Source organism: Falsiroseomonas sp. HW251 (assembly GCF_050563545.1).
Classification (GTDB): domain Bacteria; phylum Pseudomonadota; class Alphaproteobacteria; order Acetobacterales; family Acetobacteraceae; genus Falsiroseomonas.
Genome location: NZ_JBNXUM010000003.1, coordinates 159,202 through 174,783, shown reverse-complemented (window position 1 = coordinate 174,783; position 15,582 = coordinate 159,202). Strand labels below are relative to the sequence as shown.

Below are 15,582 nucleotides of genomic sequence, written 5' to 3'. Positions count from 1 at the left end.
CCCATGCCGAAATACGTCGTCGAGCCGATGCCTGCGCCGATCTCGCCCGAGGTCGTCGCCCTGCTGGAGCAGGCGGAGACCGCGACCATCGGGCATTGGCGCCATTGGGGCTTCGTGGACCGCGACATCCGTGCGCTGCTGCGCGGCAAGCGCGTGGCGGGCACGGCCGTGACGGTGCAGATCCCGGGGCCCGACAGCACGCTGCTGCATCACGCGTTGGGCCTGCTGAGGCGTGGCGACGTGCTGGTGGTGGACCGGCTCGGCGACATCCGGCACGCCTGCTGGGGCGGCGGCGTGACCGTTGCCGCCAAAGCCGCCGGTGCCAAGGCCGGCGTGGTGGACGGGCCCTGCACCGACCTGGAGGAGGTCGAGGCGTCGGACTTCCCGCTCTGGGGGCGCGGTCTCGCGCCGATCACGACGCGGATCTATGACCTTGGCGGACGGCTGAATGTGCCGGTCTCGATCGGCGGCGCGGTGGTCTGCCCGGGCGACGCCGTGCTCTGCGACGAGTCCGGGGTGCTCGTGCTTCCGCCGGCGGAGGCTGAGGCCGAGGCGCGCGCGGCGATCGCGCGGCAGGAGAGGGGCTTGGCCAACCAGGCGAAGTGCGCGGCCGGTGCCAAGCTTGGTGAGCTCAGCGGCGCCTCGGCCAAGGTCCTGGCGGGGCTGTCGTGACGGACTTCGCCTGCGCCAAGCGGCCCGCCACGGGCTCTCGCGGTGTCGTCTGTTCCAATCATCCCTTGGCTTCCGCGGCGGGCGGCGAAATCCTCTCGGCCGGCGGCAACGCCGCGGACGCCGCGATCGCGACGCTCTTCGCGCTGACGGTGGTGGAGCCGATGATGGTCGGCATCCTGGGCGGCGGCATCGGCCATGTCCGGCTGGCCGACGGCCGGCACGTCATCATCGACGGGCAGAGCACGGCGCCCGGCGCGTCCTACGAGACCATGTTCCCGCTCGCTCCCGGCGCGGGGCCCGAGGTGCTGGAATCCGCCGGCCGCGCCAACGCCGTCGGAGCGCTTGCGGTCGCCGTGCCGGGATCGCTGCGGGCCTGGACGAGCACGCTGGAACGCTACGGCACCATGTCTCTGGACGACGTGCTGCAGCCCGCGATCCGGCTGGCCGAGCGTGGCTTCACGGTCTCGCCCTACCTCGCGGGCGCCATCGCGGATGTCGAGTCCGACATGGCGCGCGACCCGGAACTCGGGCCGATCTTCTATCCCGGCGGCGACCGGCTGCGCAGCGATGCGCGCCTGGCCCAGCCCGCCTATGCCGGGACGCTGCGCGCCATCGCGAAGGATGGTCCGGACCTGCTGCATGGCGGCGCGCTCGGCGCGCTGATGTCGGAGACGCTGCAGCGCTGCGGCGGGATCATGACGGCCGAGGACATTGCTCGGGCGGCGCCGATCGAGCGCGAGCCCGTCATCGGCACCTATCGCGGCTACACCATCATCGGCCCGCCGCCGCCCGCGTCGTCCGGCGTTCACATCGCGCAGATGCTGAACATCCTCGAAGGGTTCGATGTCGGCGCGGTGGGCTTCGGCGGCGCGGACAACGTGCACCTGCTGGCCGAGGTGCTGAAGATTGCTTTCGCCGACCGCGCGGTGGCCACCGCCGACCCCGCCTTCGTGGACGTGCCGGTCGCAAGGATCATCGCCAAGGACTATGCCGCGAAGCGACGGAGCGCGATCCGCATGGACCGCGCGCAGGAGTGGCTGCCCGATCCCTTGCTCCGGGAATCCCCGAACACCACGCATGTCACCGTGGCCGACGCCATGGGCAACGTCGTCGCGACGACTCAGACCATCAACAGCCTGTTCGGCGCGCGCCTCGGCATTCCCGGCACGGGGATAATTGCCAACAACTACATGCTGAATTTCGAACCTCGCCCCGGCACCGCGCTGTCGGTCGCGCCGGGCAAGCGCGTCTATACGTCCATGGCGCCGATGATGGTAACGAAGGACGGCGCCCTTCGCTGGGCGCTCGGCCAGCCCGGCGGTCTGCGGATCTTCGGCAGCACGATGCAGGCCATCATCAACCTGATAGACCACCGCATGGACCTGCAGCGCGCGGTGGAGGCGCCGCGCGCCTGGACCCGCGGCTTCGGGCTGGAACTCGAGCCCGCCTATTCGAGCGACCTAGCCGCGGCGCTCGCCGCGCGCGGCCATCGCGTCGAGCGCGTGAAGACCATTGGCGGGGGACTGAATGCGATCGCCTTCAATCCCGACGGCAGCATGACCGGTGCGGCCTGCTGGCGCGCGGATGGCTCGGTCGTCGCGCTCGGCGGCGGGCTGGCGCGCGCCGGCATCCGCTTTTCCCCCGACGCCGCGGCCAAGAATTGAGGACGCCATGACACAGAAGATCGTGATGCTGCAGCCCATCGGCGAGGAGCAGGAGGCCATCATCCGCTCCCTTCTGCCGGAGGGCTTCACCGTCTCCGGCATCAAGGGCCGCAGCCCCGACGACGTGAAGGAAGGTGTCTCGGACGCCGATTACGGCGTCTGGTGGGATTTGCCGATCACGTCGGACATCGTCGCCGCCGCGCCACGCATCAAGCTGTTTCATAAGTGGGGCGTCGGCATCGACAACATCGACGTCGAGGCCTGCCGGGCAAAGGGTATCCGCATCGCGCGGACCACGGGATCGAACGCGATCCCAGTAGCGGAGGCGACGATCGGCCTGATGATCGCGATCGCGCGCCGCATCGTGCAGGCGCATGTCTCCGTGGTCGCCGGCGGCTGGCCGAAGAACGAGGTCTGGCGCCACTCCATTCTCGTTTCCGGCAAGACCGTCGGAATCCTGGGGCTGGGCGCGATCGGCAAGGGGGTCGCGAAGCGCTTGCGCGGCTTCGACTGCACCATCCTCTATCACAACCGCAGGCGGCTTCCGGAAGCTGAGGAGCACGCGCTCGGCGTCCAGTACCGGCCGCTCGACCAGATGCTCGCGGAATGCGACATCCTGTCGCTGAACTGCCCGCTGACGCCGGAGACCGCCGGCATGATCAACGCGCAGAAGCTGGCCCTGATGAAGAAGGGCGCGCTGCTGGTGAACGTCGCGCGCGGCGGGATCGTGGTGGAGGTCGACCTGGTCGCGGCGCTGAAGTCCGGTCACCTCGCGGGCGCGGCGGTGGATGTGTTCGACCAGGAACCGCCGCCCGCAGACCATCCGCTGCTGCACATGCAGAACGTGATCTGCACGCCGCACACGGCGTCGACGGCCTATGAGAATTCCAGGCGCAGCGTGGCGCATTGGCTCGGGAACATCCTCCGCGTGCACAAGGGCGAGGATATCCCGGCGCAGGACGTCGTGCTGTGAAATGACCTCCCCCGCCCTTCGGTTGCCCTCCCCCGCCTGCGGGGGAGGGAGGCGCTGAAGTAGGGAAGGGTAGCCCTTTCGCCCTACTGCTTCGCGTAGTGATGGCAGAATCCCGCGCCGATCTCGGTCAGCCTCTCCGCGATCAGTTTGCCGCTCTCCGCGCTGCACAGCCTGGGATCGCCGGTGCCCAGCCCGTTCGGGCTGACCACGTCGTATTCGTGCGGCGTCGTGACTTCTGCCCCGTTGAAGCTGAGCGACCCCCAGCCCTGGAACGGCAACCCGAGCGCCGAGCCGGTACCCTTGCGCGGCTCAGGGATCAGGTCGGCGCGGATCCGCTCCGGGAACAGGTGCATGCAGAGACTGGTCAGCGGGTCTGCGCCGTGGCTGCTGACCGCTTTCGCCTTCTCCGCCCCCAGCAGCTTTGGCATCTCGGCATAGGCGATGCGCCAGAGATAGAGCGCGGGGATCACCGGTCCGCCCATGTGCATCACCGCCCGCGTCGCCTCGTTGATCGCGTTCACGTTGCCGCCATGGCCGTTGATCACGACCAGCTTCGTCAGCTTGTGCCGCAGCAACTCGGAAAACAGCTCGTCCAGCACGGCCCGAAAGGTCGCGGCGGACAGCGCGATGCCGCCGATCATCGGGCCGAAGAAATCGCCCTTGCCGAAGGGCAGCACCGGCGCGACGACGGTTCGCGTGCCTTCCGCCGTCGCCTTCAGCGCGATCAACTCGGCCATCTTCTCCGCCAGGAAGTAGTCGCCCATCGGGGCGTGCGGGCCCTGGTCCTCGTGGCTGCCCATCGGCAGCAGGATCACGGGGTTTTTGGAATACAGCGCGCGGGCCTCGTCGCCCGTGATCTCGCCCATGCGGACCTTGGTGATCGGAACATCGGTCATCTGGCTCTCCTTCCTAATCAGCCGATCTCTTCGGCGCGGATGCAGGCAACGCGCTGCCCCGGGCCACCGAGCGACCGCAGCGCGGGCACCTCCTCGGCGCAGGCCGGGCGCGCATGCGCGCAACGCGTGCGGAACACGCAGCCCGAAGGCGGGCTGGATGGGCTCGGCGGATCGCCGGGCAGGATGATGCGCGCGGCGCGCCTGGCGGGATCCAGCGCCGGCGTCGCCGACAGTAGCGCGCGGGTATAGGGATGCAGCGGCCACGCGAAGACCTCGCTCGCCGGCCCTTCCTCCATGACGCGGCCGAGATACATCACGGCGACCCGGTCGCAGAGATGGCGGACCACGTGCAGGTCGTGGCTGATGAAGACCATAGCGAGACCCAGGTCACGCCGCAGCTGCGCCAGCAGCTTCACCACTTGTGCCTGGATCGAGACATCGAGCGCGCTGACAGGCTCATCAGCCATCAGAAAGTCCGGCCCGGTCGCCAGCGCGCGCGCGATGCCGACGCGCTGGCGCTGACCTCCGCTGAACTCATGCGGGAAAGCATCGGCGCGCGCGGGATCGAGCCCGACGCGCGCTAGCAGAGCCTTGACCTGCTCCGCACGCTGCGCCGCGCTGAGCCCGCCATGGATCTCGATCCCGTCTGCGATCTGCGCGCCGACGCTGCGCCGGGGATCGAGGCTGCCGAACGGATCCTGGAAGACGATGCCCATGCGCGAGCGTAGCTTCCGCCAGGCCGCGCTGCCCGGCCTCGGCAGCGGCGCGCCGTCGAAAGTAACGCTGCCCCCGGTCGGCGCCAGCAGGCCGAGCAGCAGACGGCCAAGCGTGCTCTTGCCGCTGCCGCTCTCGCCGACGACGCCGAGCGCCTCGCCGCGAGCGACCTCGGCATCCACGCCGGCGACGGCCCGCACCGGCCTGCCGCGGGCCACGATGCCGCGCGACGCGAAGGTCATCTCGACGGCCCTGGCCTCGACCAGTGCGGCCATCACGCGATCTCCCGCCACCGCAGGCAGCGGACCTCTCGCTCACCGACCTGCTCGAGCTCCGGCCGGCGCTCGCAGGCGGGCTTCGCATGCGGGCAGCGCGGGGCGAAGCGGCAGCCCGGTGGCCAGGCATCGGGACGCGGCACGACGCCCGGGATTCCCTCGGGCTCCTCGTCGCCATCCGGGACGGCCGCGAGCAGGGCGCGGGTATAGGGATGCAGCGGCCGCGCGAAGACCTCGGCAACGCTGCCGCGCTCCACCACCTGCGCCGCGTACATCACCGCCACCTGGTCTGCGGTCTCCGCCACGACGCCGAGGGAATGCGTGATCAGCACCACGCCCATCCCTTCCTCACGCCGCAGCTCCGCCAGCAATTCCAGGATCCCGGCCTGGACCGTGACGTCGAGCGCCGTGGTGGGCTCGTCAGCCATCAGCAGGCGCGGCCGGTTGGCGATCGCCATCGCGATCATCACGCGCTGGCGCATGCCGCCGGAAAGCTCATGCGGATAGGCGCGTGCGCGCCGTTCGGGATCGGCGATGCCGACGCGTTGAAGCAACTCTACGGCCTCACGGTCGGTGTCCGCCGCCTTGCGATGGACGCGGATCGCCTCGGCAACCTGGTCGCCGACGCGGTGCACGGGGTTGAGACTGCTCATCGGGTCCTGGAAGACCATTGCGATGGCCCCGCCGCGCAGCCGGCGGCGCTGCTCCTCCTCCATTTCCAGCAGGTCTCGGCCTTCGAAGCGTGCGATGCCGGCTGTGACCTGCGCGACCGGCGGCAGCAGGCCCATCACGGCGGTGGCAGTGATGGACTTGCCCGACCCGCTCTCGCCTACGATCGCCAGCGTCTGGCCGGCCTCGACGGAGAAGGAGACGTCCTCGACCGGCCGGATGATGCCGCCCGGCGTCGCGATCTCCACCGTCAGGCCGCGGACGTCGAGCAGCGGCGCGGGATCGCGAGCCGGCAGCAGGCCGGGAAGGAGGCGATCGATCGCGCGCAGCTTCGGCGCGCGTGCGCCGCCCTTCCGATCCACCGCGTCGCGCAGCGCGTCGCAGAGCAGGTTCATCGCCAGGATCGTCACCGTCAGCGCTGCGCAGGGCCAGAGCAGGTAAGTCGGCGCCTGCTCCATCGTCGCGCGCGCGCCGCGGATCATAAGGCCCCAGGACGGCGTCGGCGGCACCACGCCAAGGCCGAGGAAGGAAAGGCCGCTCTCCACCACCACCGCCGCGGCGACGGCGAGCGAGAATTGCACGGTCACCGGCCCCGCAATGTTCGGCAGGATCGTACGCAGCAGGATGCGCGGCGTCGGCGCACCAAGTGCGCGCACCGCTTCCACGTAGTCATGACTGCGCGCTGACAGCACTTCGCCGAAGGTGACCCGCACGAAGCCCGGGAGATACAGGATGGACAGCACCAGGATCAGCGTGCCGGTGCCGGGGCCGAGGATCGTCACCACCAGCAGCGCCAGAAGGATCGGCGGGAAGCACAGCACGATGTCCGCGGTGCGGACGGCGAGGAACTCCGCAACGCCACGGAACCAGCCCGCGAGCAGGCCGAGCGCCGTCCCGATCAGGCCGGCGATCGCCGCCGAGGCGAAGGCCACCGCGAGCGAGGCCCGCGCGCCCCAGATGATGCGGGAGAGGATGTCGCGCCCGAATTCGTCGCGGCCGAGCGGGCTGCCCGGCAGCCAGGCCGCCAGCCGGTTGCCGACATCCTGGCGGATCGGATCCGGCAGTGGCAGCAGCGGCGCCGCCACCGCGACCAGGATGATCCCGGCGACGACGATGCCGGGCAGGATCAGCTTCCTCAAGACCGCGCGATCCGCGGATCGAGCACGGCGTAGAGCAGGTCCATCACGAGGTTGATCAACAGGAACAGGCCCGAGACCGTCAGCACGATGCCGACCACCATCGGGTAGTCCCGCGCTTCCACCGCGCGCAGCAGCGGCGTGGAGAGGCCCGGCCAGTTGAAGACGTACTCCACCAGCACTGTGCCGCCGAGCAGCGTCCCCATCTGTAGCCCGATCACCGTCGTCACCGGGATCATCGCGTTGCGGACGACGTGGCGGCGGATGACGCGACCCGGCGTCAGGCCCTTCGCGCGGGCCGTGCGCACATGGTCGCGCGAGAGCTGGTCCAGCACCGAGGCCCGTGCCATGCGGAACACCGTCGCCGCCAGACCCTTCGCGATTGCGACAGCGGGAAGCAGCAGCAGCAGGAGGTGCCGGCTCGGATCCTGCGCGAACGGCGTGTAGCCGCCGGCCGGCATCCAGCGCAGCCATTGCGCCAGGACCAGGATCAGCAGTGTCCCCAGCACGAATACCGGCAGCGCCTGGAGGAAGGCCGCGGTGGCGGAGGCGATGCGGTCGAAGGTTCCACCGGCGCGCACAGCTGCGAAGGTGCCGGCGGGCAGCGCAATGACCACCGCCAGCAGCGTGCCAGCCGCGATGAGTTCCAGCGTGCGGGGTAGGCGCAACGCGATCTCCTGCGCCACGGGGTAGTCGTCCACCAGCGAATTGCCTAGGTCGCCCTGCGTGAGCCGCTCCAGGAACTCCAGGTATTGCAACAGGATAGGCCGATCGAGGCCGAGCTTCTCGCGCAGTTCCTGCACGGCGTAGGGGTCGGGGGAGGTGCCGCCGCCGGAAAGCAGCAGCTCCGCCGGGTCGCCCGGGACCATGTGCAGGGTGAGGAACACCACCGTCGCCACCACCCAGACCAGAACGACGGAGACGGCGATGCGCTTGATCAGCCAGAGCATCAGGAGACTGCCACGAACTCCAGGTTCACGCCGCTCGACAGGCTGAGGGCGCCGGGCAGGATCTTGAAACCGGTGACGCGGCGGTCGAACGCGTAGCCCTGCTCGCGCCAGGCGAGGCCCACGATCGGCACTTCCTCGAGCGCGGCGCGCTGCATGTCCCGGTAGATCTCGATGCGCTTCGCCGTGTCGAATTCCTCGCGGCCCTTGCGCAGCAACTCGGTGGTGCGCGGCGTGCGTAGGCCGAAGCTCCGCCCATGCGCGGCGGAGAGCGAGGTGTCCAACACGACCGTCAGGCCGTCGGGGTCGTTGAAGTCGGCGGAGACGCCATGCACCGCCAGGTCGTACTGCCCGCGGATGCCCATGCTGGTGCGCGTCGCCCAGTCCACCACGCGCAGCTCCGCCCGGATGCCGATCGCGGCGAGATACTGTTGCGCGACTTCGGCGCTGTCCTTGTGCATGTTGAAGGCGCCGGTGGTCAGCAAGGTCGTGTTGAACCCGTTGGCAAGCCCGGCCTGGCTCAGCAGGGCCTTGGCGCGTTCGGGGTCGTAGTTGTGGCCGCGCGAGAGCTCGGCGTCCCACCAGGGCGTGCCCTCGACGATCGGCATGCCTTCCAGGATCTTGCCGCGGCCGGAGAAGGCGACGCGGACGATGTCCTCGCGTTTGACGGCGTGGGCGACGGCACGGCGGACCAGCGGGTTGTCGAAAGGCGGCCGCGTGCCGTTGAACAGGATGTCCATAAAGGGCCCCATCGTGCTCTCGAGCCTGAAGCGCGGATCGGCTTCCACCGCCGCCATGCCGGTCCAGGGCACGAATTCGATGAAGTCCTGGTCGCCGGATTGCAGCGCGGCGAGGCGCAGCGATTCGTCGGCGATCAGGGTCATGCGGATGGTGCGCGTCTTCGGCTGGCCGGGCTGCCAGTAGTTCGGTACGGCCTGCAGCTCGATCCAGCTGCCGCGTTCCTGGGCCGAGATGCGGTAGGGCCCGCAATTGATGGGGTTGTTCATGTCCCGCGTGCCACGCGAGACAATGGGCATGTTGTAGTTTGCGAACCATTGCGGGACGGTTGCGGTGGGTTCCTTCATAAAGAGCCGGATGGTCTGCGCATCCGGCGTCTCGATCCGCGCGATGTCCTGCATCTGCGTGCGGTAGTAGGCGGAGGAGCGCTCGCCGGCAATCTGCTCGATGCACCACTTCACGTCCTCGGACGTGACCTTGTCGCCGTTGTGGAAGGTGGCGCGGGGGTCGAGCTTGAAGACCCATGCGCCGTCGCGCTCATCCCGCCCGAACTCCGTCGCGAGCTCGCCGCGCAGCTCGCCGGCGTCGGTGAAGCCGACCAGCCGGCGGCCGATCAGCATCTTGATCATGCCGGCGGCCTGGCCGACCGATTGCCAGGGCTGCAGGTTGGGCGGCCAGACCGAGAGGCCGAAGCGCAGCGTGCCCGGCCGCGGCTGGCCGTGGGCGGGACCGACGAAGGAAAGGGCGCCAGCGCCGGCCAGACCGAAGGCCGCGCGACGCGTGAGGGTCGTCATCGTCATCCCCGTTGTCTCCCTGGCGAAGTAGCGGGGATGCCACGCGTTGCGGCGGGGACTGTCAAGCCTTTCGGGGGAGGGCAACCCGTTCAGCGGGCCGCCTCTGCCGGCGCACGAGGCAGGGGGCGCCTCAGCTGTCGCCCTTGATGCCGAGTTCGGTGATAAGGGCGACGTAGCGCGCCTGTTCGCCGCGCATGAAGGTCAGCAGCTCTTCCGGCGATCCGCCGGCGGGTTCGGCGCCAAGCAGGGCCAGGCGTTCGCGCATCTCGTCGGTCGCCAGGATGCCGCGTGCCGCGCCATTCAGGGCGGCGATGGCGGCGGACGGCGTGCCCGCGGGCGCCAGCAGGCAACCCCAGGACGTCGCGCCATAGCCGGGGAAGCCGCCTTCCGAGACGGTTGGCGTGTCCGGCAACAGCCGGGACCGCTGCGGCGCAGCCTGGGCCAGCATACGCAGCGTGCCGGCCTGGATGTGCGGCTGCACCGCGGCGTAGGCGTCGAACATCATCTGCGTCCGGCCCGCCAGCAGATCGGCATGGGCGGCGGTGGAGCCGCGGTAGGTCACGTGCTCCATTTCCACCCCCGCGCGCTTCAGCAGGTCGGCCGCGAAGATGTGCGGGTTGGATCCGTTGCCCGAGGACGCGTAGGCGGCTCGCCCGCTCTGCGCCCGCGCCCAGGCCACGAAGCCCGGCACGTCGCGCGCGGGGTGCGACGCGGGCACAACCATCACGATCTGGACATGCGCGGTCAGGATGATAGGCGCGAAATCGGCTATCGGGTTGAAGGGCAGGGAAGGGAACAGAGCCTTGTTCGCGACATGCGACGAGGCGACGAGCGCGAGTGTCTGCCCGTCGGGCGCGGCCTTTGCCACCGCATCCGTACCGATGATGCCCGAAGCACCGGCGCGATTCTCCACCACGCCGGCCTGGCCGAGCGGGCCGCGCAGCCGTTCCGCGATCAGGCGCGCCGAGATGTCGGAGGCGCCGCCGGCGGTGTACGGCACGACGATCCGGATCGGGCGCGTGGGTGTCCAGGCCGCCTGCGCCGCCGCGACGGCGGGCGGCGCGAGGGTAGCGAGAAGCGTGCGGCGGGCGATCATCGTCGTTCCTCCCTGGGCTCAGTAGGCCGGCTTCACCGGAAACCAGCCCGGCCGCCGGTCGTCGAGATAGGCGCCTTCGATCCGCGTCACCGCGTGGCGCTCCACAGCGGCCTCGTCGACCGTGACGCCGAGGCCCGGGCCGGTCGGCACGGCGAAACAGCCATCATCCAGCGCGAAGCCCTCCCGCACGATGTCGGCGGCGAGATGTGCTCGTTCGGTGTCGAGCGCGATCGTCATGTTCGGGATGGACGCCGCGAGATGGAGATAGGCCGCCTGCGACAGGCCGAGCTCACCGCCGGAATGCAGCGTGACGGGGATGCCGACGCTCTCGCAGACCGCGGCCTGCTTCACCACGGGCCAGAGGCCGCTCGCCTCGTGCGGGTCGAGGAGGATGACGTCGGCGGCCTCGGCGCGCACGATGTTGCCGATGTCGGACAGCGTGTAGGCGCTCTCGTCCAGCGCGACCGGCACGGGCTGGCTGCGGCGCAGCGCGGCGTGGCCTGCGAGGTCGTCGAGCTCGAGCGGCTGCTCGATGTATTGCAGGTCGAAGGGGCGCAGGCGCTCCAGCATGCGTTTCGCCGTGCCGGGGGTCCAGGCGCCGTTGACGTCGGCGCGCAGCGGGCGGTCGCCGACGACCTCCCGCACTGCGCGCACCAGGGCGATGTCGGTCGCTTCCGACATGCCGATCTTCACCTTGAACTCGCGATGGCCGCGATCGAGGTAGACGCGCGCGGCTTCCGCCGCCGCCGCCGGATCGGCGGCCAGGATATACGCGGCCATCGCCGCGCGGTCGCGCCAGGTCCCGCCCCAAAGGCGGTGCAGCGGCTGGCCGCAGGCGCGGCCGAAGGCGTCCCACATCGCCATCTCGACGGCGCAGATCGCCATCACGGCGGCGCGCTTATGGTGGTAGTAGCCGGCGCCGAGGACGTGGCGATGCAGCGCCTCCGCCTGGTCCACGGATTTGGTCAGGGCGATGGGCAACACGACGCGTTCCAGCACGGCGGGGATCGCGTCCAGCAGGCAGATCGTCTCGCCCCAGCCAACCGTGCCGCCGGCGGTCTCCAGCCTGACGACCAGGCGCGTCACGCCGGTGCGGCGGCCGGACGCCCATTCCATGTCGGCATGCAGCGGGATCCGCAGCATCCAGTGCTTCGCGGAGACGATGCGCAGCTTGTCGTCGGTCATGCGAACCTCAGGGGCGGGCGGCCGGTCCAGGCGCGGATACGCGGCGAGACGACGGCCGCGCCCGCCATCGCGGTGAGACCGCCATCGACGGGAATGTCGGCGCCGGTGATGAAGGAGGACGCTTCGGAGGCGAGGAACAGTGCGGCCTCGGCCACGTCCTCAGGCTTGCCGAGGCGACCGAGCGGATAGGCCTCGACGGTCAGACGGATGTCCTCAGGGTCGAGCCTGGCGGCGAAGGCCTCGGTGACGATCAGGCCGGGGGAGAGCGCGTTGACCCTAATGCCGTGCGGCCCGCATTCGACAGCGAGCTGGCGGGTCAGTGCATGGATCCCGCCCTTAGCCGCGGCATAGGCCGAGACGCAGGGCTGCCCGACCATCGCGTTGACCGAGGCCATGTTGACGATGGCGCCGCCAATGCCGCAGGCGGTCATGGCCCGCACCGCCTCACGCGCCAGGCGGAAGGCGCTGGCCAGGCAGATTGCGATAGTCGCGTCGAAATCGGCGTCGGCGGTATCGAGCAGTGGGCGCACGCTGGTCACGCCTGCGTTGTTCACCAGCACGTCGGGCACGCCATGCGCCAGGATTCGCGCGGGCGCGTCGGCTTCGGTGACGTCCACCACGACGCGTTCGGCCCCGATGTCCAGCGACGCCAGCCCTGCATCGTCGCGGTCGGCCAGCACCAGCGTCGCGCCGGCCGCGGCGAAGCGCAGGGCGATGGCGCGGCCTATACCGGCGGCGGCGCCGGTGACGATGCAGCGCTTGCCGTCCAGCCTCATCCCTTCACTGCCCCCGCCGTCAGCCCCTGCACGAACCAGCGCTGAACCAGCGCGAAGGCCACGACCACCGGCAGGGACGCCACCAGCGACGCCGCCATCGCCGCCCCCCAGTCCTGCCGCATCTCGCCGAGCTGCGACATCAGCAGCCCCGGCCCGACCGTCCGTAGCCCCGGCGAGGTGATCAGCGTCATCGCGTAGAGCAGGTCGTTCCAGGCCCACATGAAGGAGTAGAGCGCCACGGTAACGAGCCCGGGGACCGAGACCGGCAGCACCACCCGCCACAGGATCGCGAGTTCCGAGGCCCCATCGATCCGCGCGGCCTCCATCAGCTCCTCCGGAAGGCGGACGAAGTAGGAGAACAGCATGTAGGTTCCGGTCGGCAGGGCGAAGACGATGTAGGCGATCGTCAGCCCAAGCCGGCTGTCCAGCAGCCCCACGGCCTGCAGCAGCGGATAGAGCGAGATCAGCAGCACCGCGAAGGGGAACATCTGGGCCGAGATCATCAGCGCCATCATCGCCTTACGCCCGCGGTAGCGGAACCGTGCGAAGGAATGCGCGGCGAGCGTCGCCAGCGCGGTGGTCAGCAGCGCGGCGCCGCCGGCGGTCAGCAGCGAGTTGGTCAGCCAGAGCGGCAACTCGCCCTGGCCCAGCACGCCCCGGAAGTTCTCGAGCGTCGGCGCGGAGGGCAGCAGGGTCGGGAAGCGGACGAAGATCTCCGCGCCGGGCTTGAAGGCGGTCGAGACCATCCAGAACACGGGAAAGCCCAGGAAGGCCGCCATCGCGACAAAGGTCAGCGCGAAGATCGCGCGCGCGGTGCGGGAGGCGAAGTCGATCATGCGGCCTCCCTCATGATGCCGCGCAGCCGGAAATAGGCGGGGCCGGCGATGGTTAGGAACCAGATCACGCCCACCGCCGCGGCCAGCCCCAAATTCCACGCCTGGAAGGCCTGGCGCTGCACCTCGACCGACATCACGGTGGTGGCGCGCACGGGCCCGCCGCCCGTCATGGCGTAGATCACGTCGAACTGCTGCAGATTGCCCAGCGCGCCGAGCACGAGCAGCACCGCGACCGTCGGGCGCAGATGCGGCCAGGCGACGTGCCGGAAGACCTGCCAGTTGTGGGCGCCGTCGATGCGTGCGGCCTCCACCTGTTCCTTCGGCAGGCCCTGCAGCCCCGCCAGCAGGAAGGCCGCGAAGAGCGGGATGGACAACCAGGTCTTGGCCAGCACGATCCCCGCCATTGCGCCGGAGGAGGTCGCGAGCCAGGCGACCGGTTCGTCCAGGATGCCCAGGGTCAGCAACACTGCGTTCAGCACGCCGTACTGCCCATTCAGCAGCCAGGCCCAGAGGAAGGCGACGACCGTGCTCGGCAGCACCCAGGGCAACAGCGAGGCAGCACGCACCAGCGTCCGCGCGGGGAACCGCTCGTTCAGGATGATCGCCCACGCCAGGCCCAGCGCGAAGGTCGCGGCCGTCGTCAGCACGACGAAGACGACCGTGACCAGCCAGGTCCCGACGATCGTCCCGTCATCCCACAGCTGCGCGAAGTTGGCGAAGCCGACGAAGGTCGGCTCCACCGTCATCAGCGTGTCCTCGTAGAAGGCGCGCCGCAGCGAATCCAGGAAGGGATAGAGGATCACCGTGCCGAAGGCGGCCATGGCCGGCATGGCGAGCAGCAGGCCGAAGCGCGCCTGGCGGCGTGCCAGGCCGCCTGGGCGCGGCGCCGCCGCCACGCCGCGCAGTGCCATGCCGTCCATTCAGGTCCGCCGCTGGTTCGCAGTCGCGCGACGCAGCCGGCTCGCCATGTCGGCGATGGCCTGGGCTGGCGGCTTGGCCTGCAGCAGCGCGGCCTGGACTTCCTCGCCCACGATGTTCGTGAGATCAGCGGCGTTCGGCCAGGTCGAGGGCTCGTCCATCTCCGCCGTGCCGGCGTTGCGCGTCCATTCCACGACGTAGCTGTCGGACCCAAGGCTGGCGATCGCGCTGCGCGTGACCGGGAACAACCCGACCGCGCGGAAGTAGCGGAGCTGCGTGTCGTCATCCATTGCGAGGAAGCGCATCAGCTTCGGCCCCGCCGAATCGCCCGCGATACGCGCGCCGCGCGGATTGGGCAGGGTCAGAAGGTGGCCCCACATCAGCGACCGCGTGGGATCGCCGCTGCGAAGCACCGGCGTCGCCACCGCCGCGACATTGGCGTCGAAGGCGGCGCCCTGGCCGGAATTGTCGCGCGCGAAGCCCCGCGCCAGCGGCGCGTCGTGATAGAACGCCGTGCGGTTCTGCCCGAAGAGGCGCCGGCTGTCCGGCCGGTCCACGTCGCGCGCGATCAGCCCGTCTTTCGCGAGGTCGGCCAGGAAGGTCAGCGCCGCCCGGCCCGCATCGGACTCCACCGCGACCTTGTCCTCGGCGTCGAACAGCTTGCCGCCAAAGGTCCAGAGCCAGACCTGGAAGTCCGGCGACATCGTCAGGTTGTTCTTCGTCGCGAAGGAATAGGGCACCGCCTCTGGCTGGCTGCGCTTCACCTTCCGCAGCGCGTCGGCAAAGGCATCCACGCTGCGCGGCATCTCCGTCACGCCGGCATCGGCCAGCACCTTGCGGTTGCCCACCATGCCGATGGAGGCCGCTGTCCAGGGCAGCGCCAGCTGCTTGCCGCCGACCTGGCCGATGCGCAGCAGGCCCGGGTCGATCCTCTGCTCGAGGTCCGGGAAGACCTCCCGCACATCGGCCGCGCGCAGGACCGTGCCGAATTGCGGCAACCAGCGCTCGGCCAACTGCGCGACGTCCATCGGCTGGTTGGACCGGATGCGCAGGACCAGGTTCTGCTGCATCTGCGCCCAGGGAAAGCCGATCGTGTCGAGCCGGATGCCGGCATTCGCCGCACGAAAGCGGTCGAAGGCCTCGGTCAGCACGGGCTTCGACGCCGCCTCGTCATGGCTCCAGCCGACATAGGTCAGGGTCTGCCCCTGCGCGCGCGCCAGCCTCGGCGCGAACAGCGCCGCGCCTCCCGCGAGCACCGCGCGGCGGCCGATCGAGAAATTCGTCATCATCCTT

General features: G+C 70.1%; 14 protein-coding genes. 3 read left to right on the top strand and 11 right to left on the bottom strand.

Translation table 11 applies throughout. The features are described from left to right. Positions 1-3: 3 nt before the first annotated feature. From ACLF3M_RS04500 to ACLF3M_RS04490, 3 genes are read left to right on the top strand one after another with little or no spacing between them, the layout of a single operon-like run. Entirely contained in the window at positions 4-672 is a 669-nt protein-coding gene (locus ACLF3M_RS04500; RefSeq protein ID WP_430655658.1) for an RraA family protein, read from the top strand. Next, entirely contained in the window at positions 669-2,336 is a 1,668-nt protein-coding gene (gene ggt, locus ACLF3M_RS04495) for a gamma-glutamyltransferase (RefSeq protein ID WP_430655657.1), read from the top strand. Before ACLF3M_RS04500 ends, ggt begins: the two co-directional genes overlap by 4 nt. 7 nt (positions 2,337-2,343) lie before the next feature. Next, positions 2,344-3,309, top strand: coding sequence for a 2-hydroxyacid dehydrogenase (locus tag ACLF3M_RS04490; protein ID WP_430655656.1), 966 nt, complete (start codon positions 2,344-2,346; stop codon positions 3,307-3,309). An 83-nt stretch (positions 3,310-3,392) separates the two neighbouring features. On the opposite strand, the gene ACLF3M_RS04485 is transcribed toward ACLF3M_RS04490, so the two are convergent. From ACLF3M_RS04485 to ACLF3M_RS04435, 11 genes are all read right to left on the bottom strand, one after another. Further along, a complete protein-coding gene (locus ACLF3M_RS04485) occupies positions 3,393-4,205 on the bottom strand; it encodes a creatininase family protein (RefSeq protein WP_430655655.1) in 813 nt (270 codons plus the stop codon). Between the two features lie 17 nt (positions 4,206-4,222). Continuing rightward, positions 4,223-5,194 carry an ABC transporter ATP-binding protein gene (locus tag ACLF3M_RS04480; RefSeq protein ID WP_430655654.1) on the bottom strand — a complete coding sequence of 324 codons (972 nt, stop codon included), beginning with the start codon at positions 5,192-5,194 and terminating at the stop codon, positions 4,223-4,225. After that, a complete protein-coding gene (locus ACLF3M_RS04475) occupies positions 5,194-7,002 on the bottom strand; it encodes a dipeptide/oligopeptide/nickel ABC transporter permease/ATP-binding protein (RefSeq protein ID WP_430655653.1) in 1,809 nt (602 codons plus the stop codon). Before ACLF3M_RS04475 ends, ACLF3M_RS04480 begins: the two co-directional genes overlap by 1 nt. Continuing rightward, positions 6,999-7,949 carry an ABC transporter permease gene (locus tag ACLF3M_RS04470; protein ID WP_430655652.1) on the bottom strand — a complete coding sequence of 317 codons (951 nt, stop codon included), beginning with the start codon at positions 7,947-7,949 and terminating at the stop codon, positions 6,999-7,001. Before ACLF3M_RS04470 ends, ACLF3M_RS04475 begins: the two co-directional genes overlap by 4 nt. After that, the gene (locus ACLF3M_RS04465) at positions 7,949-9,484 is read right to left on the bottom strand and encodes an ABC transporter substrate-binding protein (protein ID WP_430655651.1); all 1,536 of its coding nucleotides are present in this window, start codon (positions 9,482-9,484) and stop codon (positions 7,949-7,951) included. Before ACLF3M_RS04465 ends, ACLF3M_RS04470 begins: the two co-directional genes overlap by 1 nt. Positions 9,485-9,608: 124 nt before the next feature. Beyond that, positions 9,609-10,574 carry a tripartite tricarboxylate transporter substrate binding protein gene (locus tag ACLF3M_RS04460; protein WP_430655650.1) on the bottom strand — a complete coding sequence of 322 codons (966 nt, stop codon included), beginning with the start codon at positions 10,572-10,574 and terminating at the stop codon, positions 9,609-9,611. Positions 10,575-10,592: 18 nt separating this feature from the next. Next, positions 10,593-11,759: a mandelate racemase/muconate lactonizing enzyme family protein gene (locus ACLF3M_RS04455; protein ID WP_430655649.1), complete on the bottom strand. Its 1,167-nt coding sequence runs from the start codon at positions 11,757-11,759 to the stop codon at positions 10,593-10,595. Further along, complete coding sequence (locus tag ACLF3M_RS04450; RefSeq protein WP_430655648.1) at positions 11,756-12,535, bottom strand: SDR family NAD(P)-dependent oxidoreductase; 780 nt, start codon at positions 12,533-12,535, stop codon at positions 11,756-11,758. The genes ACLF3M_RS04455 and ACLF3M_RS04450 overlap by 4 nt, the downstream gene beginning before the upstream one ends. Then, entirely contained in the window at positions 12,532-13,371 is an 840-nt protein-coding gene (locus ACLF3M_RS04445) for a carbohydrate ABC transporter permease (protein ID WP_430655647.1), read from the bottom strand. The genes ACLF3M_RS04450 and ACLF3M_RS04445 overlap by 4 nt, the downstream gene beginning before the upstream one ends. Beyond that, complete coding sequence (locus tag ACLF3M_RS04440; protein ID WP_430655646.1) at positions 13,368-14,291, bottom strand: carbohydrate ABC transporter permease; 924 nt, start codon at positions 14,289-14,291, stop codon at positions 13,368-13,370. The genes ACLF3M_RS04445 and ACLF3M_RS04440 overlap by 4 nt, the downstream gene beginning before the upstream one ends. Continuing rightward, a complete protein-coding gene (locus tag ACLF3M_RS04435; protein ID WP_430655645.1) occupies positions 14,292-15,575 on the bottom strand; it encodes an ABC transporter substrate-binding protein in 1,284 nt (427 codons plus the stop codon). Between the last annotated feature and the right edge of the window lie 7 nt (positions 15,576-15,582).